The sequence below is a fragment of the Polynucleobacter sp. P1-05-14 genome (genome assembly GCF_018881675.1).
Taxonomy (GTDB): Bacteria; Pseudomonadota; Gammaproteobacteria; order Burkholderiales; family Burkholderiaceae; genus Polynucleobacter.
The window spans coordinates 1-21,229 of sequence record NZ_JACVPV010000011.1; the positions used below are offsets into that span (position 1 = coordinate 1).

Here is a 21,229-nt window from a genome sequence, read left to right on the forward strand (position 1 = left end):
AAAAGACCAATATTTACCGAAACAGGATGCTTGAGCCCCTCAGGGCGCTTTATTGAGAAACCAAAACCCGTGTGCACGCTCTAAATCGAAATTAATGGAAGTGTTTTGAGTTTTTACACAGCCTCGGCCCAAAGCAGACTGGCAGACATTGCCCCCTTAACATGATTCGAACGTGAAGCCTATACCTTAGAAACTGTAAAAATGATTTAATTTAGCAGTTTGAATGACATTCTGAAATTAAAAATCAAAACATAGCTGTGGCACTTCTTTTTACTTCAAATGATGTATGTCTTTAAGATTTAGCTCAAATAACTCGTTAAAAATTTTTGTCATAGACTCTTTGTCCGCTTCATTAAAGATGGCCTTTGGATCTTGCTCTTGCAAGGAGAAATACACTCTTTCAATTTCTCTCAAATCTTGCTCTACGCTGGGATTTCTATTTCCAGTTAGCTGATATAAATTGAAATATAAAACTGCAAGACCAACATTTTGAAACTCAGGCTTCACAGGACCTAGACTTTTTTTAGCTCCCGTTAACGCCTCTAGAGCGTCACCAACTGTTTTTGCATGACTTATTAAGTTTTTAACAACATAAAGACGATTGGCAATTTCAAATTCGCAGGAAATTATCTCTTTTTGAGAGGTCACACGGCTTTCGTAGTTGTGTTGCATATCTTGATAAAAAGCTGCGCCACCACTAATAAATACCGAAGATAAAATAAGCATACCCACATTACTATTAAGTATGTCGTAAATCTTTGCCCATATTTGATGAGAGGAGGTTTCTATATCCTTTTCTACTATCGTAGCCTCATCACTAATCTTTTTGGCTATTTCGTGGCGATAACGCTCTTCAGCTTCAATAAGGCTTTTTTTACTCTCGTCTAGCATTTATTCCCCGCAATAAAATATAAAAATTAATTTACTTAAGTTTTTAAAATCTCATGCTTAGCACTTTGCATCGTATTTTCTAATAAATTTTCTACATCAGAAATACGGCCATTGAGAATTGCTTTAGCACTATAAGCGGCCATACCAACGACGTTTTCCAAATTTATGGTTGGAGGCATCACAAGCTCTGAGCGATTTGTATGGACATCAAGCAGCGCTGGCCCTGGATAAGCCAAAAATTCCTGCATTGACTTATCTAGGTCAATAGCATTTTTAACTTCAATACCTTTAATACCTACAGCTTCTGCGATCTTGGCAAAACTAGGGTTTTTGAGATCGGTGTAGTTATTTAATAAACCGTCGGCCTTCATTTCTAGCTCTACAAAATCAAGCGCGCCGTTATTTACAACAACAATCTTAATAGGCAAGTTTTCTTGATTAATCGTAAGCAAATCACCCATCAGCATTGCCAAGCCTCCATCGCCACACAGGGCTATCACCTGACGATCGGGATATGCTTTTTTAAGCCCAAGTGCCATGGGCATACTGTTAGCCATGGTACCGTGTCTAAGGCTCATTAAAAATTTCCTCTGGCCGTTTACTTTGATGTGACGCAAGGCCCATACCCATGATGTTCCGGTATCAGCGGTAAATAATGCGTCCTTAGCGGCGTAATCACTTAGGAGGCGAGCCATATATTGGGGGTGAATAATCTTGCCATCTCCCATTTCCTCTTCCGCCTTAAGAGTTTCTTGAGTTTTTTTGGCAACTTCTAGGCAGTGGTTTAAAAATTCATCATCTGCACGTTGGGCTAATAATGGAATAAGCCCCTCCAAAGTAGGAACAACATCTCCTTGAAGCCCAAGAGTAATTGGATGCCTTCTACCTAATCTTGCGGCATCACGATCAATTTGGATAATTTTGGCATGCTTAGGATAAAACTGACCCCAGGCAAAATCAGCGCCAAGCAACAGCAGGGTATCGCATTCCGACATCATATGAAAGCCAGAGTGAATTCCTAATAAGCCTGTCATGCCCACGTTATAGGGATTATCGTAGGCAACGATATCAGTAGCTCTTGAGGTATGTGCAATGGGCGCTTTTAATTTTTTGGCAAGATCAAGCAAGAGATCATGAGCTCCTTGACAACCAATTCCAGCATAAATCCCAACCTTCTTACCCGAAGCTAATATTTCAGCCGCCTTTTCTAGGTCTACTTTAGCGGGAACGCAAATCGATTTTGGAAAATGCACGGAATATTGAATCGCATCTTCCACTTCCGTTTTGCTGATATCAACAGGTAAAATAATGACGGCGGGACCCTGCTTGCTAATAGCGGCCTGGCAAGCTAATACAGCAACATGTCTAGCCTGCTCAGCGTTATAGACTTGCTCACAAAAAACTGAACAGTCTGAAAATACCTTTTGATAGTCGACCTCTTGTGGCATATCCATACCCAGAGTCATGGTATCAATCTGACTAGCGATCACGATTAATGGAATACGAGCGCGATGAGCCTCATATACACCGTTGATTAAATGCAGGGTTCCTGGCCCACACGAGCCTGCACAGCCAGCAAGATTACCGGTCATATAGGATTCTGCGGTTGCTGCAAATGCTCCAACCTCCTCATGCCTGGTGTGAATCCATTCAATACTACTTTTAGATAAAGCATCAGTCACATAATTTAGGGTATCGCCTACAACTCCATATATATGCTTTACTCCAGCAGACTCTAAAACTTCCACAAGCACTTGGGCTGCATTTTTTTTCATTTAAGGTTCCTTATTAGATACATTGCTCAATTACGCTACAGATAGTTTTTAAATTCCTGGGTTAGCTCTGATATTTTTCACCATCGACTGCGTCACAATGGGCGCAGCTGAATTACCCCAGCTGCCACGAACATAATTGCTTAGCTGAGCAATTTCCTCGTCATTTAATCGAGAGGCAAATGAAGGCATTGGAATATATCCATTTCGACTACCAATTCCCCTAATGATGACTTTGACAATATCTGCCCCATTTGGAGCTATCACAGCGGGATTAGAAGCTAACGGCGGTATGACATTTTGAATTCCCCGCCCATTTGATTGATGACAGCCGCTACAGTTATCGATATACAGGCGGGCACCTTCACTCTTTGATTTATCAATCGTCTTAACTTGATTATTTAGGCTTGAACTCGCTGGCAAAGTTTTAAGGTAAACGCCCATGGCCAACAAATCACTATCACTTAGCTTGCTTGTGCTGTTATGTACAACCTCCTGCATAGGCCCAAGGGCGGTGGTTTTTCCTGGGTACTTTCCAGATTTAAGATAGTTGGCAATATCTTGGGCAGTCCAAGACCCTAAACCTGTACGTAAGTTAGATGTGAGATTAAGTGCAAACCATCCATCTACCAGCGCACCAGTAAATGCCTTAGATTGCTCAATTGCTCCCATAACATTACGTGGAGAATGGCACTCGCTACAATGCCCCAATCCTTCAACAAGATAAGCTCCGCGATTCCAAGAGGCAGATTGAGAGGAATCAGGCTTAAAGAAGCCTGGAGTAAAAAATAACTCACGCCAAAACAGCATTGTTGAACGAATATTGAATGGAAACTCTAGGTGATTTATCGAAATTTCATTGGATACTGGCTTGATGGTCTGTAAATAAGCGTAAATTGCATCGACATCCTCGCGACTAACCTTGGCATAAGATGTAAAAGGCATTGCAGGATACATATCCTGGTCTTTTTTGTTTACACCGTCATGGATTGCTCTAAAAAACTCATCTTTACTCCATGACCCAATACCAGTCTTCACATCAGGGGTGATATTAGGAGTTAAAAGGTAGCCAAAAGGCGTATTCATTCTGAGCCCACCTGCAAAGGGCTGGCCCCCAGGGGCAGTATGGCAGGATATGCAATCTCCAGCCGTAGCAAGATACTCCCCTCTTTTTTCAGGAGTTTGAGCGAAGGTGAGATTGACTACAAAAAGCAAAAGTGTCGCAGTGCCATTTAGCAATGCTGGAAGGGGCTTTATTTTTTTCATTTAATGACTTTCAGAAATCGACTTTTAATAAAAAATGATTGGTAACTTACTTATTTTTATTACGCTCAACCAATAAAATCTGGAGCATATTAAAAAGCCCAGCGCCTGAGATAGAAACTGCAAAAATTCCAGAAAAGGCTATGACCAATGGTAGACCACGCCATTCGGGTGAAAGCTGATAATTTCCATATCCAACTGTGGTGTACATCTCACCAGCAAAATAGAACGAAGCTAGCGGATCTGAAAAAACGCCCATACCATCTAACATGTAAGCATAAAAGAGCAGATCCATCATGTGAGTGAGCACAATCAGAAACATAACAAAAGCGTAAGGTAGAAAACTTACCCTTGCTTTCCAACTGACAGAGGTTCCTGTAATAAATCGTCCGAAACCTCTTGTGATTGAAAGCACTAAAAAGCTATGAATAACAAAAATGAGGATTGCGCTGAGCATAAAAACATCAATACCTCCGCCAAAGATATTCTCAGCATAAAAAGTGAGCAGCTTGAGTGGGTTTTGAAAATTAGTCATGTTCTGTAGTTGAGAGACGTTATTTGGGTGAACTTGCTAAGGGCATTATTTAGCTTCAGCGCCCTTCTTTGAATCGTAGACTTTATTTTGGCTTGCAATTCGATAGGCTCCTGCTGGGCATAGGAGAGATCTAAAAGGAGCGATATCACTCTTTGTTGCAGTCTATTAATCCTATTGGCAGCACGTAGCTCATTACATGGGCCGCCAAGTCCATACCCAGAAGCGGAGAGTAACTCTTCAAAAGATTCTGACTCTGCTTTTAGCGCTATTGCCTGATCGATGCCAGACTTTACATCGATACCTGCCAAAGTGCTAAGTTGCAAGAGATTCTTGGAAATACTAGCTGCAATTTTTTGAGTCGACTCTACCAACTCAACTCTGGCATTACGGACTCCATATACATATTTTTGAATAAACAGAAATAAAGCGATGCCCGCTAAAACAGCCATAAAACGTGCAATGAGAAACGATATTGGCTCAAAAGAAGTAAATGGTAGATTCATATATTCAAAATTAAGACAAATCGCCACGGTTACAACCATAATGAAGTAACGATAGTTTTGCTGAACAGCAAACCCCAACACATAAGCCAAAATAATGCCCACAAGAAACACAAGCTGATAGTTATATCTTAGGAATATTTCCAAAACTGTGGCTATTAGCAATCCAGCAATGGTGCCAATAATTCGGTTACGGGACTTTTCTATTGTCAAACTTGCGCTAAAGGGTCCAATGATCGCAGTTACCGATACTGCTACCCATAATCCTTGATCCCACTGCAAAACTTGAGCAACTAGAAGTGAGAGAACAATTAGCCCCACGACCTGCAAAATTCTATTTTTAAAATTTAGGCTAGGCATTTTGAATTCCAATACTCAGCTAGATCTTTTAAGGTAGCGGCCAATTTGGCATCCCTCAAAACCTCAGTGCTCTGCGTCAGCTTATCTAGCTCTATTACACGTGATTGGCAGATAGAACGATGAATTAAATCAAGCACTTCTAGCGTGGATTTGGCATGTGTTTTTTGAGCAAATGAATTACCCCTGATCTGGAGCTGGAGTGACTTGAAGAATGGCATTAATCCATAGATGGCTGGCTGAACTTGCTCAGCCTGGTTTTGCATCGCCAGAAGGCTCATCAAGGTCTGATTATCAAACTTGTTCAAATTTGAATCGCCCCCAATAAATTGGCGATCAGCCTCTAATAAGCGAAGCGCTGCACTTTTGATAACCCGATCATGAAGATTTGGAAAAAGAAGTAAAGCAAATAATCCCGCAGCAGCATATTCAAAATAGAAAAGAGTGTGATTTATAACGCCATTAAGGTCTGTTGCAACATCTCCTTCAAGAGAAACAATCCCAATCAAAATCAAAATCCCGACTACATTGGCAGTTAATCCATCTTTAGCGATTAATCTGTAAAGAATGAGCGCCCATGCCCCTACTCCGATCAATAAGCCCCACTTAAAGTATGAAACCAAGCCAAAAATGCTGTTGGTAGTTACACAAAGTATGACAATCCCTATGTATCCCAAGATCTTTTTCTTATGGGAATTCATTGGCGGCAATTCAGTTGCCGCTACTGCAACGGCAGTTACTAGCATTTCCAATACTGGAACTGTTGGCGACTTAAAAAATGCATTGACTATAAAAAGCACAACCCCAACATAGGCTACCTTTAGGGCTGACAATCGGCAAACCCAATAAGGATCTGCCCGATCAAATAGGGGGCTACTGACTGCGTATACGAACATACACAGACATTCCATTCTCAAGAGGATACTTGGGATCAGCGTTAGTAATTTCAATAATTACCGGAAGTCTTTGGGGTAGCAACAGCCATTTATTTTCTGTGGCAATAATCTGATTGCCCGTGAATGGCTGGGTAATCTGCCTTGTAATACCAAATGGGTTGCTAACAACAACCCCTTCGAACGATTTGCTGCCAAAGTAGATTCTTGGGTATACCGTTACTTTGTCGCCCTGCTTTACGCCAGCTAAATCCGTTTCTTCAATATTTGCTTGGACATATGCATTGCCGCTATTTACTAGAGTAAATAATGTTTCTCCGGGCGCTACATTTTTACCAATACCTAAAAAGACGTTTTGGACTTGACCATCCGTAAGAGCCTTAATTGTGGAATCATTTAAAACAATTTCTGCCTGATCTCTGGCGCTCTTTAATACTGTCAAATTATTTTTAGCCATCTCAACTTCGTATTGATCAATTTCTAGCTGATCTGCGAACCCTGCGGTGATATTAGATTGAGCCTCAATCTTATACTTCAAGTCAGAGAGCTCAATTTGTGGAATGCCGCCTTTGACAGAAGGATGATTTTTTTGACGGTACTGATTTTTAAGAATCTCTAAATTTTCTTTTGCTGCCTGTAAGTTGTGCTTTGTAAGATCAACTTTCTTGGATAGCGCTTTAATACTGATTAAACCTTTTTCATATTGCGCATCTGCAGCCTCAAAGAGTAATCTATAGTTATCCGAATTTAGCTTTACTAAAGTATCTCCCGACTTAACTACCTGCCCATTCTTAACCAAAACTTCAGCAACTGATCCGGCCACTTTCGAAGAAACTGGCGTTTGAATACGGACAATGTAAGCATTGTCAGTTAATGTAAATAAAGAAGTTAAAAAGTATCCGATGGCAAGCAATCCACCCAAGGCGAAGATTGCTGTAGCAAAGTTGAGCTTACCCAATTTCTGACGCAAATTGAGCTGGGCAAGTTTACTTTTGAGTAGGTCGTACTTTTCCGTTAGATATTTCAAGATTTTGTTCTTCATAAATTGATCCACCGCCCATGCTTTGATATAACTTAGCCATTGCAATTAACTCAGTCAGCTTTGTCTGCGTTACTGCAGCATCTACCAAGTTATATTGGGCTTTATTTTCAAGAAACTGCGACTGAGATAAAAGACCCTGGCGATACATAGAATCTGAAATCTTTAAATTATTTTTGGCTTTAGAAAATGCCTCTATGTCATGCCCCAGCTTTACTCTTTGAGCCTCATAAGCTGAGAGCGCATCATCCGTTTCACGTAATGCAGAATTAACTATATCAATGTAAGCAATAGCAGCCGATCTATAAACTGCATTACTGGAGCTAATAGCCCCGATTATCTTAGGGTCAAGCACCAATGCAGCGTACGCAGCCTGAAAATTAGCATTTGAGCTGGCGTTTGATCCGTTCTGAGTGGTTTTTATATTAGTCACTAATGCGTTTAAGCTAATTGATGGAAACAGCGAACTGGCAGTTGCGGTCACCCCATAGTTTGTCGCATCTAATCTTGCTCTTGCAGCAGCGACATCTGGTCTAGTAGCCACTACAGATGCTGGTATATTTCCTGGAGATGGGACATCGGTATTAATTTGATCCAATGATTGCTTGGATTTGAATCGCCCAATGCTTCTTCCCACCAGAATTAACAGCGCATTTTGTGCTGCTTGTTGATTGGCACTATTTTGTGCAAGCTGCCCTGAAATGGCATTTAACTCTAGTTCTAATTGATTCTGGCCATATTGAGTACCTAGGCCTCTTGCAGATAAAGAAGAGGCGATTTGAGCACGCTTTTTTAAAGACTCCTGCATATCCTGCAGTATCTGAGTCTGGCGTTCGGTTACCAGTACTGCTACATAAGCGGTAGTTACTTGGGCAATCATTGCCGTTCTAACCGCAAGGTAATCCGCCTGTGAAGCTTCAAGTATTTGCCCAGCCTGCATTTGCCTTGCAGGCTGTTGCAGCAAATTCACTACATAAGTGGGCAAGAAGCCTACAAAGCCACCAACGTTAGCTACGGGAACAGATAACCCCTGAAAGAATAAAGTCGTATTGCCGTTTATAGATCCCCCAAAGAAGTTTAGGGAAGGAAGCCAACCTAATTTAACGGTATCAAGTTGGGCTTGAGCTTGCTCAATACTATTAATCGACTGCAATATTTGTCGATTATTTTTTAGACTCTCGCTGACGAGTTCATTTAATTCATCACTTTTGAGCTCTTGCCACCATGGATATAGTGGTAGAGGCCGCTCTTGAGCAGAATTTTTAATTGCAGGCCACTGTTCTGGCATCTTGACGTCAGGCGGAGTCCCATCACCATACATCATGCAACCGCCAAGGAGAATGCCGATGGACGAGAGAGAAATTATTCTGTGTTTCGAGATAATTTTAGAGATCATGCTCGTTTAAAGGCCATCTAAAGCGGATTTATTTGAAATGATTATCAAATACATCCCTTGCTAGCAATACTCTCGATCGTGAGTATTGCTATATATTTAACGGAGATTCTTTAAGACGTAGTAGCTCGGCAAGGGACTTAATACCCAGTTTTTGCATGACTTTGGCTTTGTAGTTTTTTGTCGTATATAAAGTCAAGCCGGTTGCTTGAACTATCTCTTGATTATTAAAGCCTTTTTCCAAGAGCTTGAATACTTCAAGCTCACTTTTTGTCAAAGTTTTTAAAAGAAGCGCAACCTTCTCGCTTCTATTCAAGGCTTGCAATCTCTCTATATCCTGAGCAATTCCCTTAACAACCGCTTTTATCAACTCTTCACGGCTAAATGGCTTTACCAAAAATTCAAGTGCGCCCTGCTTCATGGCCATGAGTCCTTGCTCTAAGGAGCTCTGACCGCTAACAAATACGATTGGGATATTTTGACCTCTTGCCAAAAGTTCAGCCTGCAACTCAATTCCACTCATGCTTAGCATTCTCATGTCCGTAATGACAACTGCCGGAGCCTCAAGGAAATCAATGGCTAAAAACTCTCTTGGGTCTCTAAAGGCATGCACGACATAACCCAGAAGCTCTAAAGTCACCTGAATAGTGTGACGCATGCCATCATCATCTTCGATAACGAAGACATGCTCCGCCTTAGAACTCTGAGCCTGGCTATTTAAAGCTGTATTTGTGGGCATATTGTGTAAAAAGATAATGGACAGTTAATTTTGCCAAAAGGTGAATTCCATAGAAACTCACGATCGTGAGTTTTAATATAACGGTATTGCCTTATTTTGCAGGGGTACGCTGATATGGCAATCCGCCCTCCCAATCACCCATTAGAAATCATTGGTAAAGTGATATCAAATTGAGCTCCCCCATACTGTGATCTTTTGTATGAAATTGTTCCGCCGTGACGCTCAATAATAAATTTAACAAGCCAAAGCCCTAAGCCCATCCCCTCCTTTTTATTGGATGTTTTAATCAATTCAAACATCTCTCTAACTTGAGCCTCGGGAACTCCTGGTCCGTTATCCGAAATTGATAAATATAGGTATTGATCATTTTGAGTCGTTTGAATAACCAATGTAGGCGCTAATGTTTTACTGCTCTCAAATGCATCGATCGAGTTATTCATCAAATTGACAATAACTTGATGTAATTCAAGACTATTACCGTTAATTGGGATTGAGGCAGCCAAGAAATATTGTATCTGTATGCGATCCTCTAAAAACTTTGTTTTGTACAACATACCAACCGAACGTATTAGGTCATCCAGTAGGATTTGCTTTTTTTCAATTCCGCCATCAACAAATATTGAACGTAGAGTTTTTATTAGGTCGGTGGCTCGTTGATTTTCATTTTCAATATCTTGCATGACTTGCTCCGCCATCGGGGAAGTAGCGCTTTTATCAAATAAAGTTTTAAGTAACTGTATTCCCAGCTTTATAGCGCCTAATGGTTGATTGAGCTCATGCGCCAGTGATGCAGACAATGCCCCAGTTATCGCAGTTTTATTGGCCCTTGATAGGGAATTGATTAACTGATCTCGCTCTGAAAGCAACTGAAGAATACGGCTATTTTCACTACCAACCTGAATCTTGCTGTGTATCGCTCTTTCAGCCCAGTAACCCACCATGGCCTGGTAAGAAAGTACGTTAAAAAACATATTTACTGTTGCAATAACAATATAGGCCAAAGGTATTTCATCAAAATTAATTACCAACTCTGATGCATCCGAACCAATAGCCCTCCAACTCACGGCTGCCAATCTTATACAGGCCAGGATCAATTGGACTGAAGTAAAAACTACCAATAAGTTAAGCTGTGTTGATTTATCTTTTTTTCGATACTTAACTAAAAATAAAATTTGTAATGCCTGAAAAGCAGGCATTAGAAGAGCAACCTCAAAAGCTGCCAATGAAATATAGCCTAACTGATGTATTGCTACAAATTGAGCCCCAAATAAAATTAAACTCAATGAAACAATCGCTACTTTTTTTCTTGGAAAAGTAGTAAGTAGCGAATAGCAAAATAAGGTTTGAAAAACTACTGAAGTGATGTGAAATATATTGGAAAAGGCAAAAGCTTTAAGCCCAAAGTTAAAACTTGAGGTGGCATATTGAGTCGCAAATCCTGATATTAAGTATTGCGCGATAGCAAATAAGGCTGATGCAGCCCAAAACTTAATCAGATTCGGGATCGGCTTTTCAGCAACAAGAAATGAATACGAGCAAATGAATGAACCCAATAAGATGAGGCCAAAAAGATAAAAATCGGCAGAAAGTATGTTTTGCATTGAACTAATATAGTAATTGAGCTTTCATTAGATTTTCGATCTCAGCCGGGGGATTTGTGAGCAACTTAGTGTCTTTCAGTAATTTTGCAAAAAATTACCTAGCTTGAAGTCTCGGAGTCTTTGAAACGTCCGCCACTGACCATTCTCTGCCACCGCCAACCACACAATCTGAGCGTCAGCAAGCCACCCCATAAGAGTCGCTTGAGCGTCGCGATAAGTGACACCCTACAGTCGGGTCAAACCGACACTAGATCGTTAGGGTCAAAAGTTCGTCTGAGTCGCTGATAGTCCACCAGGATTCACCACGCTAGACCAAGGTGAGCTATACGCTAGCCAAGCTTGACCCAGGATTAGGTCAATTGAGCACAATCTACCAGCCTACTTTTATATGATGCAATATGAAATCTGGCCTGCCCAGCACGATTCGAACGTGCGACCTACGCCTTAGAAGGGCGTTGCTCTATCCAGCTGAGCTATAGGCAGTATGTGTGTACTGGGACTAAATGGTGAAACTTGAGAAAGTGGTCGGAGTACAAGGATTCGAACCTTGGACCCCCTGCTCCCAAAGCAGGTGCGCTACCAGGCTGCGCTACACTCCGACGGAATCGATATTGTACACCGACATGTTGCTGAGGGCCAAATCCTGTAATATTCAGGCCCATGAGCACCCTTTTTAACGGCAAAGTTAGCAAGCAAACGCGAGCGTTAATCGCTCTTGGCTTTTTGCTATTTAGCCTCTTGGGCACCCAGTATTTAGGCTTTGCACATAGCGTTTCGCATGCCGGCTTCCAGGGCGTTAATTTAGAGTTCAACACTGGCGATCGCACTTCCTTTGGCATATCTCATGCTGCAGCCGATTGCCATTTATTTGATGCCTTAACCCTCGCCAGTTTTATTGCGCCAGATGTTCAATCTTCTATCGGGGTGCTTTCTTATTCAGGCACTTTTACCCCGCTCTTAGTGGTAACGGTTTTCCAGGCTCTTGCCTCACCCTATCAATCTCGAGCTCCCCCCAGCATCACTCTTTAATTACATTGCCCTCGCCTTATTAGCGAATTTATGTGCATTTACCTGTTGAAATAGTTCAATAGTTTTAAGAGTGAAGTATGAAATTTAGAATCCCCTATCAATTGGCTTTATTAAGCGCTTTGGGCGTAAGCCTTCCTTACTCCGCAAGAGCGGAAGATCCGAATGGCGGCTTAGTGATTGAATCGAACGCCATCTCCGAAAATAATCTTATGAGCCCGAGCAAAGTTTTGTCAGGCGATGAGTTGCAAAATAAGCTGGGTAACAACCTGGGCGCCACCCTCTCCGATGAACTGGGGGTTTCTGCAACCGGATTTGGAGCGGGCGCTTCCAGACCAGTCATTCGTGGGCTCGAAGGTGCGCGGGTACAGATTTTAGAAAATGGCCTATCGGTGAGTGACGTATCGAGTATTTCGGCAGATCATGCTACCGCCAACCCCTTACAAAGCACGCGTCAAATTGAAATCCTACGCGGCGCATCTGCATTGATGTATGGGTCTGGCTCGAGCGGCGGCTTGGTCAATGTGATTAATGATCGCATTGCCACCTCCCTCCCAGGGGAGCCAACGGGGTCAGTAAATACGAGCTATGAAACCGTCAATCAAGACAAGACCGCCAGCGCAGTAGTCGATACATCCACCGGACCAATTGCCTTTCATATTGATACCGCCATTAGCAATGCCAATAACTATCAAATCCCTGGCTACGCAGAGCAAGGTGGGCCGAATGCTAACTGGGCAATCAGCCCCGGCGTTCCGCAAAATGTGCCCTACTCTAGCAAGCTACCCTTCTCCTTTAATAATGAGAATAACTTAGGGCTGGGCGCTTCTTATATTGGTGATCATGGTTATACCGGGGTCTCACTATTGCGCCTTAATCATGACTATGGCGTTCCTACTGCTGATGGCGGATTTATTAACCAATCGCAAAATCGCTATGATTTGCAGCATGAAACCCGCGATCCTATGGATGGTTTTAGCGCTTTCAAATTCAGCATCTCTAATAGCCATTACATGCACAATGAATTTGATAACAACGGCGTGCCGCAAACTAATTGGGTAAATGATGCAACAGAATTACGCGCGGTACTAGATCATCAATCCTGGATGGGCTGGAAAGGTAGTGTTGGCTTGCAATCCTCTACCGCCAAACTAACGGCAACCGATATCGCTAGTGGCAATGCAGATATCGTTCCGCAAACAGTCACCAATTCCAATGCGCTATTTTGGGTGGAGCAAGGTAATTTTGGTGACTTTAAAAATAGTCTTGGTTTGCGCTACAACTATGTTACCCAGAACCCCAATCAGGCCAGCGTTTACGCCGACTCGATTTCTACTTATAGCCCACCTTCATTAATTAACCGTCAGTTTAATTTGGGCTCCTACTCTTTGGGAACTATTTACGAAGTGACTAAAGGCTATGGACTAGCTGCAGCCTACACCGTTTCACAAAGGGCACCAAGTGCACCCGAGCTTTACGCTTTCGGTCCACACGATGCTACCGCCACATACATAGTGGGTAATTCCAATTTACAAATAGAGACTTCGCACAACATTGAATTGGGTATACAAAAAACGATTGGACTCATCCAAGGTAAAGCCAACATCTATCAAAATCAGTTCAGTAACTACATTTATGGCTTCTACACTGGAAATACAGTCTCTGGTGATGGATATACCAACTATCCAGTAGTAGCCTCCCAACAAGCAAATGCCACCATTAAAGGGGTTGAAGGAGAATTAACCTACAACTGGCAGCAAAATGGCGTTGGCACTCGCCTATTTGGTGACGCCTCTCAAGGGACTTTTAATAGTGGCGGTAATTTACCCCTGCAACCAGCCCCACGCTTAGGGGCTGAAATTGCCCAACAAGTAAATCAATGGAAAATGAATGCTACTTACATCCATGCTTTTGAGCAGACGCGCTTAGCTAGCTTTGAGATTGGCCCCACGCCGAGCTACAACCTACTCAATGCAGGCGTGTCATACACTGAAAGAATTAACAGCATCTCTTGGACAGGCTATCTGCGTCTGACAAACTTATTGAATCAAGATATTCGTTATGCCACAACGCCAGAGACGGTACGCTTATACGCACCCCAACCGGGTCGCAGCGCCATGATTGGGGTTCGAACTGCTTTTTAAAGGAACTTAGTGATGAGGGTTGCCACCAAACCCGAGCCCAGAATCACAATGACAGGGTTAATTTTGGTACGCAAAATAAGATAGAGGGTAATCAGCGCCAGTCCAGCAGTTAGCGAGCTAACAATCGAAGCCTTGCCAACGGCATAAACACCCGATGCCATGAGTCCGACTGAGATGGGCTCCAAAGCATTTTGGATGGTTCTGCGCCAAGGGCTTTCACCAAAGCGATTCCAAATACGACCAGCATAAAAGCACAAAATACTCGATGGCAAGAAAAATGAGAGCAGAACAACTCCCGCTCCTACTAGGCCAGCAACCTGAAATCCGATCACCAAGACCATCAACATATTAGGGCCTGGTGCAATTTGTCCGATACTATAAATATGTACAAAACGCAGGTGATCAATGCCAAATTGATGAGCTAGTAAGGATTGCATCTCCGGTAATACAGCGGTCCCGCCACCTACCGCCAGGAGTGACAGTAAGCCAAAGCTGAGTGCTAATGAAACTAAATGGTTCATGATCTAACTCTTGGGCGATAAATATAAATTGCTATCGGAGCCATTATTAATAGGACGATGGGTAGACTTAGCTTTACCAGACTCATCAAAATAAAGGTTGGCACAATAATGAAAAGTGACTTGAGATGCTTCCAGTGCTCGTCACCGATCCGATAAGTAATTGCCGCCAGTAAACCACATGCAGCTGCTGCAACTCCAGACAAAATGATATTTGCTAGTGGGTGATCTGTATTCGTGGTGTATGCAACACCGATAATTAGTACAAATAGAGATCCAGGAAGTATTAGGCCGATGGTTGACACGAAAGCGCCTAACATGCCGCGCAAATGATCTCCGGCTAACACCGCTAAGTTCACTGAATTTAAGCCTGGCATAGTTTGGCTAATTGCAAGATAGCCCATGAATTCATCGGCAGTAAGCCAGCGTCTTTTTTCAATTAAAAGAATGCGTTCATAAGCAATGATTCCTCCACCAAAACTTACTGCGCCGATGAGTAAAAACTGGAAAAAGAGGTCATGTAAACTTACTGACAAATCTTCATCAGTTAATTTTGCGGAGCTCATTCAGGCTTTCCATAGATTAATGCCGTTTTTGTACTACCAATTTCTAACCAATCAGCCAATTCAGTTTGAAGCTTTTTAAAAAACTTATCCGCCCTCTTATGAGCCTTAGCTTGTGAGCGATTTTCATCGTTTACGCGATATGAAAAAGCAAGCTCGCCTACAATAGGGTCGCCAGCAGTCCTCATCCAAATGGCAATTTCACAATGCGCTTGCACACCATCTCCAAAAACCAGGTTTCCTAATGGCAAGCAGGCTTCAAGAATCTTATTGGTAGGACCACCAACTATATGTACGGGAGTTTTTTTATCTATCGAAAGATTTGCCATGCCTGGAAAATACTCACAAATCGCACTAATTGATCTGTCAAATAAACTATCAATTGGAACGGCATCCAAAATTGCATTGTTTGAGAAGATTTGACGTTTAGAACCCAAGGCATCGCCACGTAAGATTTCCTCTTTAAAGCGAGCCCTGGATTTTATTTTCTTTTGTGGGGCTGGATTAAATTTGGACGCATGCTCCATGTCATGGGTTCGACACTTGAGGGTGACTTCTGCATAGTCATCAACCCACACGTTTTGTCGTGACTCTCGAACTCGCAAAATAATATTATTTAAACGGAAATCTTCACCGGGAGTATCGTAAAAATAAATATTTCGTAGCCCGGTATTTGCATTATCAAGGTGAAAAAAATCCACCTTACTTTTCTTGCAAAACTTCACAATTTGTTCGCTTAGAAGCAAAATTCTGCCGTGACGATCAAGACCCTTTGGCTTGATGAGTAATTTAAATTCTCTATTGGTAATGGATGGATGCAGCTTCATAAAATAATCCTTTTTTCTTGAGCTTATCACCAACTCGTGAAATTAAATCAGTTCATGAGGTTGTAAGTGGGTAAACCAAGCTCTTAGCGAATTGAGTGGGTTAGGCAGTGCGAACCAAATCAGCAATACTTTTGGCTGCACTCATTGCAATATCAGCATCTTTAGTCTCCACCATAACGCGCAATAAAGGCTCCGTACCGGATGCACGAATCAGAACCCTACCAATGTTTTGGAGATCAGTCTCAACCTTGGTGATTTGGTTTTTTAGTCTTTCGTCGCTCTTCCAGTCGTAACCGGGTTTAAACTTCACATTCAAAAGTACCTGCGGGAATATTTTGACAGCATCCAATAGTTGCGCAAGGCTCTTTTTGTTTTGACTCATTGCCGCTAGCACTTGAAGTGCCGCAATTGTGCCGTCACCTGTGGAGTGCTGGTCTAAGCAAAGCAGATGACCTGACCCTTCGCCACCAATGATCCAACCATTTTGTTTGAGTAATTCCAAAACATAGCGATCACCTACATTGGCGCGCTCAAAACCGATGCCTAGATCTTTAATAGCGTTTTCAACTGCAAGATTAGTCATTAAAGTGCCTACAGCACCACCAATCTGCTGTCCACGATCCAAGCGATCTTTTGCAAGCACATACAAAAGCTCATCACCATTAAATAAACGACCAGAAGCATCAACCATTTGAAGGCGATCAGCATCACCATCTAGAGCAATACCGAGATCTGCATTCACTTCCTTAACTTTAGCAATTAAAGCTGCCGGTGCCGTTGCTCCGCAACCATCATTGATATTGCGACCATCAGGGCTAACGCCAATTGGGATCACTTCAGCACCTAGCTCATGAAAAACATGGGGAGCTGTGTGATAGGCAGCTCCATTGGCGCAATCTACCACAAGCTTTAACCCCTTCAGATTTAGCTCGCCTGGAAATGTTGATTTACAAAACTCAATATAGCGTCCTGCAGCATCATCTAGGCGAAAGGCTTTACCAAGCTCTTTTGAATTTACACAACCCATAGGTTTTTCTAATTCAGCTTCAATGGCAAGCTCAAACTCATCAGACAACTTATCGCCTTTTGCAGAGAAAAACTTGATGCCATTATCTTGATAGGGGTTATGAGAAGCTGAAATCACTAAGCCAGCAGACAAACGCAATGCCTTAGTGAGATATGCAACGCCAGGGGTTGGAATAGGACCGCAGAGCATCACATCTACACCTGCAGCAGCGAAACCAGCCTCCAATGCTGCCTCTAATAAGTATCCCGAAACGCGCGTATCTTTACCGATGAGAATTTTGCACCGTTCACCCGGTTTGGCATCACTTGTTAACACTTTGCCAGCAGCGTAGCCTAAGCGAGTCATAAATTCTGGAACGATTGGAAATAGCCCTACTTCTCCTCGAATGCCATCAGTACCAAAGTATTGTTTTTTCATGAATTTCATTATAAAACTTAGATGCGTCACTAAGTGTTTATAGCCTCCCAAAGCTTTAGAGCATCAACAGTCTCGGGTACATCATGAACCCGGATAATTTGAGCGCCACGATCTGCGGCCATGATTGCCGCCGCTATACTTGGGGCTACACGGTCATTAGCATCCTTACCAGTGATTTTGCCAATCATCGATTTACGTGAAATTCCCGCTAATACGGGCAGGCCTAAAGCGGAGAAGTCGGCAAAGTTTGCCAGCATATTGAGGTTATGTTCCAAGCTCTTACCGAAGCCAAATCCTGGATCAATAGCAATGCGGTTACCACTAATGCCTTTGGAGATTAAAAGCTTCGCTTTATCATTTAGAAACTGTCTTACCTCTGCAATGATGTCCTGATATTCAGGGTTAAATTGCATTGTTAAGGGGTCGCGTTGCATGTGCATTAATACAATCCCGCAGTCGCTACTTTCCAACACGACCTCTAAAGCCCCTACTTGCCTGAGGGCCCAAATATCATTAACACAATCAACGCCAGCAAGCAAAGCTTGGCGCATTGTTTCTGCTTTATAAGTATCTATTGATAGAGGGACACCGCAATCCTTTAATGCCTCAATGACCGGAAGCACTCTATCCAACTCTTCTTGCAGCGCTACTGGTTCAGCACCAGGACGAGTTGATTCCCCGCCAATATCAATGAGATCAACCCCGTTTTCGATCATTAACTCCGCTTGTGCAATAGCATTATCAGCATTTCTGAATTTACCGCCATCAGAAAATGAATCCGGAGTTGCATTCAGAATGCCCATCACAATCGGGCGCTTGCGTTTGGAGAAGTCAAAAAGAAAACGCCCACAACGCCAAGTTGTGGGCATCTCTTGAAGGCTTTGATGGTGCATCAAAGACACAGCTAAACAGGGTAATTAAGCGGTGGCTGGAGCGCTGCCAGCAGCAGGGCCAGGGGTACCAGCGGAATTACCAAACTGAGTTGCGGGTGGGGGCTTAGGTGCACGCGGCGGGCGACCCTCCATGATGTCATTGATTTGCTCTGCATCAATGGTTTCCCATTCCAGTAAAGCTGCAACCATCGCCTCAACCTTATCTCGGTTTTGTTCCAAGATCGATCTAGCTAAGGCATATTGGCTATCAATCAACGTACGTATTTCAGCATCTACCTTTTGTTGGGTTAGTTCAGAAACTGTTTTGGTGCTGTTGCGACCAAAAATACTTTCTGATTCGGTATCAACATAAACCATGGTGCCCAAGCTATCACTCATGCCATAACGAGTCACCATATCACGAGCCATTTTCGTGGCGCGCTCAAAATCATTGGAAGCGCCAGTACTTGAAGAATGCAAGAACACCTCTTCAGCAGCACGACCACCAAACAATATGGCCAACTCTTCCATCATGCGATCTTTATACAAGTTCACGCGATCAAACTCTGGTAACTGCCAAGTCACACCCAAAGCCATGCCTCGCGGCATGATGGTAACTTTATGAACAGGGTCAGCTTTAGGCAAAACCTTAGCTACAACAGCATGGCCAGACTCGTGATATGCGGTGTTGCGACGCTCTTCCTCGCGCATAACAGCAGACTTACGCTCAGGACCCATATAAATCTTGTCTTTAGCGTCTTCAAAGTCCTTCATATCTACTGCACGCTTATTACGACGTGCTGCAAACAATGCAGATTCATTCACCAGGTTCGCTAAATCTGCGCCTGAGAAGCCTGGAGTGCCCCTTGCCAAAACGGCGGCGTTGACATCAGGATCAATCGGTACTTTGCGCATATGCACTTGCAAAATTTGTTCACGACCGCGAATATCTGGCAAACCTACGTGCACTTGTCGATCGAAACGTCCTGGACGCAATAAAGCTTTATCAAGCACATCAGAGCGGTTAGTAGCGGCTACTACGATCACGCCACTATTACTTTCAAAACCATCCATCTCAACCAGCATTTGGTTTAGCGTTTGTTCGCGTTCATCATTGCCGCCGCCCATGCCGGCACCGCGATGACGACCAACAGCATCAATCTCATCAATAAAGATGATGCAAGGAGAATTTTTCTTGGCGTTTTCAAACATGTCACGAACACGTGATGCACCAACACCAACAAACATCTCCACGAAGTCCGAGCCGGAGATCGAGAAGAATGGCACCTTAGCTTCACCCGCGATGGCGCGAGCTAAAAGGGTCTTACCAGTACCCGGAGGGCCTACGAGCAATACACCATGCGGAATGCGGCCACCAAGCTTTTGAAACTTTTGTGGGTCCTTTAAGAAATCAACAATCTCAAAGACTTCCTCTTTGGCTTCATCGCAACCTGCAACATCGGCAAAGGTAACCGTATTGCTGTTCTCGTCAATCAAGCGCGCTTTAGATTTACCAAAGGAGAATGCACCGCCCTTACCGCCACCTTGCATTTGGCGCATCATGAAAAACCAAAAGCCAATAATTAATAAAGTAGGGCCAAGATAGTACAAAGCAGAAACCAACATATTCGGTTCGTCATCAGCTTTGCCGGTAACTTGAACTCCATATTTCATGAGATCACCAACCATCCAGATATCACCTGGAGAGATGATGGAGTATTTAGTGCCGTCAGCAGGCGATACTTGCAATGTGCGACCTTGCACATCTACACGCTTTACTTTGCCGGCTTTAGCGTCATCCATGAATTGGGAATACGTCACCTGAGTTTGGTCCTTAGGCTTATCAAACTGTTTAAAAACAGTGAAAAGCACCAAGCCCACAATGAGCCACACACCGATTTTTTGGAACATATTGCTGTTCAAAATGAGTCCTTTTCTGGATTGAACCAGGAGTTAAAGCGATTTGCTTCCTAAGTATTTGATTCTACTACCACCCTTTTTCAAGGGCTAAAGGCGTATATATTTGATAAAACCCTATAAAAACAGGGGTATTAACCAGTATTGAGAGCCTATTTCCGAGGTTTTAGGTTTCTACCCAAAAGGAAGATCTCAGAAGACTTTGCTCTAGATGCTTTAGGTTTACGGGAGGCAACGGTTTTAAAGACCTTTTTAAAGGATTCCACTATCTGGCTATAGCCACTACCGTTAAAACATTTGATTAAAAGCGCACCCTCAGGTTTCAGATGAGCAGTAGCGAAGTCTAGGGCTATCTCTGCTAAAAAAGCCATTCTGGCAGCATCAGCAACACCAACCCCAGAAAGGTTTGGCGCCATGTCTGATAAAACCAAATCGACTTTGCCTTCAGCACTCATCGGTAAAAGCGCCTCTAAAGCAGCAAGCCCCTCTTCTTCCCTAAAATCACCCTGAATAAAGCTCACATCTGCTATATCTTCCATTGGCAAAATATCGATGGCAATAATCTGACCATCCGGTTTGCCGGACTCAATTTTGGGATTGCTTTTACCAAGCTCAGTGAGGCGATTGCGGACGTACTGAGACCAACTCCCGGGAGCGCTCCCTAAGTCCACGATAGTCATGCCTGCCTTGATAAGATGATCTTGCTCGTCAATTTCACTGAGCTTATAAACCGCTCTAGCGCGATAGCCCTCTTTTTGAGCCATCTTCACATAGGGATCGGATAGATGATCCTGTAACCAACTTTTATTAAATTTATTCTTTGCCACAACTTACCCACTTTCGCCCTCCATTTTCCTAGTTTCTGAGCTCTAAAGCAAAAGGAATCGATCAAAATACAGGCAAATTCAAGCTAAAAGGGCAATTTAGACCCTCAA

19 protein-coding genes and 2 tRNA genes are annotated in these 21,229 nt (G+C 43.0%); 2 read left to right on the plus strand and 19 right to left on the minus strand.

Annotated features, from left to right (window positions below; all coding sequences use genetic code 11):
- Positions 1-270: 270 nt before the first annotated feature.
- The 12 genes from ICN37_RS06690 to ICN37_RS06745 all read right to left on the minus strand — a co-directional run bounded on the left by ICN37_RS06690 (position 271) and on the right by ICN37_RS06745 (position 11,582).
- On the minus strand, positions 271-891 hold the full coding sequence (locus ICN37_RS06690; RefSeq protein ID WP_216155911.1) for a hypothetical protein: 621 nt from the start codon (positions 889-891) through the stop codon (positions 271-273).
- A gap of 35 nt (positions 892-926) precedes the next feature.
- A complete protein-coding gene (locus ICN37_RS06695) occupies positions 927-2,666 on the minus strand; it encodes a thiamine pyrophosphate-dependent enzyme (RefSeq protein ID WP_216155916.1) in 1,740 nt (579 codons plus the stop codon).
- A gap of 48 nt (positions 2,667-2,714) precedes the next feature.
- Positions 2,715-3,929, minus strand: coding sequence for a cytochrome c (locus ICN37_RS06700; RefSeq protein WP_216155920.1), 1,215 nt, complete (start codon positions 3,927-3,929; stop codon positions 2,715-2,717).
- A 46-nt stretch (positions 3,930-3,975) separates the two neighbouring features.
- Positions 3,976-4,461 carry an ion channel gene (locus ICN37_RS06705; RefSeq protein WP_071466101.1) on the minus strand — a complete coding sequence of 162 codons (486 nt, stop codon included), beginning with the start codon at positions 4,459-4,461 and terminating at the stop codon, positions 3,976-3,978.
- On the minus strand, positions 4,458-5,321 hold the full coding sequence (locus ICN37_RS06710) for an FUSC family protein (protein ID WP_216155923.1): 864 nt from the start codon (positions 5,319-5,321) through the stop codon (positions 4,458-4,460). Before ICN37_RS06710 ends, ICN37_RS06705 begins: the two co-directional genes overlap by 4 nt.
- Complete coding sequence (locus ICN37_RS06715; RefSeq protein WP_216155926.1) at positions 5,309-6,214, minus strand: hypothetical protein; 906 nt, start codon at positions 6,212-6,214, stop codon at positions 5,309-5,311. Before ICN37_RS06715 ends, ICN37_RS06710 begins: the two co-directional genes overlap by 13 nt.
- Entirely contained in the window at positions 6,192-7,253 is a 1,062-nt protein-coding gene (locus ICN37_RS06720; protein ID WP_216155929.1) for an HlyD family secretion protein, read from the minus strand. The genes ICN37_RS06715 and ICN37_RS06720 overlap by 23 nt, the downstream gene beginning before the upstream one ends.
- Entirely contained in the window at positions 7,198-8,574 is a 1,377-nt protein-coding gene (locus ICN37_RS06725) for a TolC family protein (RefSeq protein ID WP_216155932.1), read from the minus strand. Before ICN37_RS06725 ends, ICN37_RS06720 begins: the two co-directional genes overlap by 56 nt.
- Positions 8,575-8,734: 160 nt before the next feature.
- Positions 8,735-9,382 carry a response regulator transcription factor gene (locus ICN37_RS06730; RefSeq protein ID WP_071466106.1) on the minus strand — a complete coding sequence of 216 codons (648 nt, stop codon included), beginning with the start codon at positions 9,380-9,382 and terminating at the stop codon, positions 8,735-8,737.
- 134 nt (positions 9,383-9,516) lie between these two features.
- On the minus strand, positions 9,517-10,983 hold the full coding sequence (locus ICN37_RS06735; RefSeq protein ID WP_216155935.1) for a HAMP domain-containing sensor histidine kinase: 1,467 nt from the start codon (positions 10,981-10,983) through the stop codon (positions 9,517-9,519).
- 406 nt (positions 10,984-11,389) lie between these two features.
- Positions 11,390-11,466: transfer RNA gene (locus ICN37_RS06740), tRNA-Arg, on the minus strand.
- 39 nt (positions 11,467-11,505) lie between these two features.
- Positions 11,506-11,582: transfer RNA gene (locus ICN37_RS06745), tRNA-Pro, on the minus strand.
- A gap of 61 nt (positions 11,583-11,643) precedes the next feature.
- On the opposite strand from ICN37_RS06745, the gene ICN37_RS06750 reads away from it, so the two are divergent.
- The gene (locus tag ICN37_RS06750) at positions 11,644-12,012 is read left to right on the plus strand and encodes a hypothetical protein (RefSeq protein ID WP_215271596.1); all 369 of its coding nucleotides are present in this window, start codon (positions 11,644-11,646) and stop codon (positions 12,010-12,012) included.
- Between the two features lie 77 nt (positions 12,013-12,089).
- Positions 12,090-14,153 carry a TonB-dependent receptor gene (locus ICN37_RS06755; protein ID WP_216155938.1) on the plus strand — a complete coding sequence of 688 codons (2,064 nt, stop codon included), beginning with the start codon at positions 12,090-12,092 and terminating at the stop codon, positions 14,151-14,153.
- Here ICN37_RS06755 and ICN37_RS06760 read toward each other — a convergent pair.
- The 7 genes from ICN37_RS06760 to ICN37_RS06790 form a co-directional block, all read right to left on the minus strand.
- A complete protein-coding gene (locus tag ICN37_RS06760; RefSeq protein WP_216155941.1) occupies positions 14,150-14,674 on the minus strand; it encodes a chromate transporter in 525 nt (174 codons plus the stop codon). The two genes, ICN37_RS06755 and ICN37_RS06760, sit on opposite strands and share 4 nt — an antisense overlap.
- Positions 14,671-15,237: a chromate transporter gene (locus ICN37_RS06765; protein WP_216155945.1), complete on the minus strand. Its 567-nt coding sequence runs from the start codon at positions 15,235-15,237 to the stop codon at positions 14,671-14,673. The genes ICN37_RS06760 and ICN37_RS06765 overlap by 4 nt, the downstream gene beginning before the upstream one ends.
- Positions 15,234-16,061: a hypothetical protein gene (locus tag ICN37_RS06770; protein WP_215319814.1), complete on the minus strand. Its 828-nt coding sequence runs from the start codon at positions 16,059-16,061 to the stop codon at positions 15,234-15,236. Before ICN37_RS06770 ends, ICN37_RS06765 begins: the two co-directional genes overlap by 4 nt.
- A gap of 100 nt (positions 16,062-16,161) precedes the next feature.
- Positions 16,162-17,505: a phosphoglucosamine mutase gene (gene glmM, locus ICN37_RS06775; RefSeq protein WP_216155947.1), complete on the minus strand. Its 1,344-nt coding sequence runs from the start codon at positions 17,503-17,505 to the stop codon at positions 16,162-16,164.
- A gap of 29 nt (positions 17,506-17,534) precedes the next feature.
- Positions 17,535-18,374, minus strand: coding sequence for a dihydropteroate synthase (folP, locus tag ICN37_RS06780; protein ID WP_216155950.1), 840 nt, complete (start codon positions 18,372-18,374; stop codon positions 17,535-17,537).
- A gap of 48 nt (positions 18,375-18,422) precedes the next feature.
- The gene (gene ftsH / locus ICN37_RS06785; RefSeq protein ID WP_216155952.1) at positions 18,423-20,300 is read right to left on the minus strand and encodes an ATP-dependent zinc metalloprotease FtsH; all 1,878 of its coding nucleotides are present in this window, start codon (positions 20,298-20,300) and stop codon (positions 18,423-18,425) included.
- 146 nt (positions 20,301-20,446) lie between these two features.
- Entirely contained in the window at positions 20,447-21,121 is a 675-nt protein-coding gene (locus ICN37_RS06790) for an RlmE family RNA methyltransferase (protein WP_216155956.1), read from the minus strand.
- Positions 21,122-21,229 lie beyond the last annotated feature (108 nt).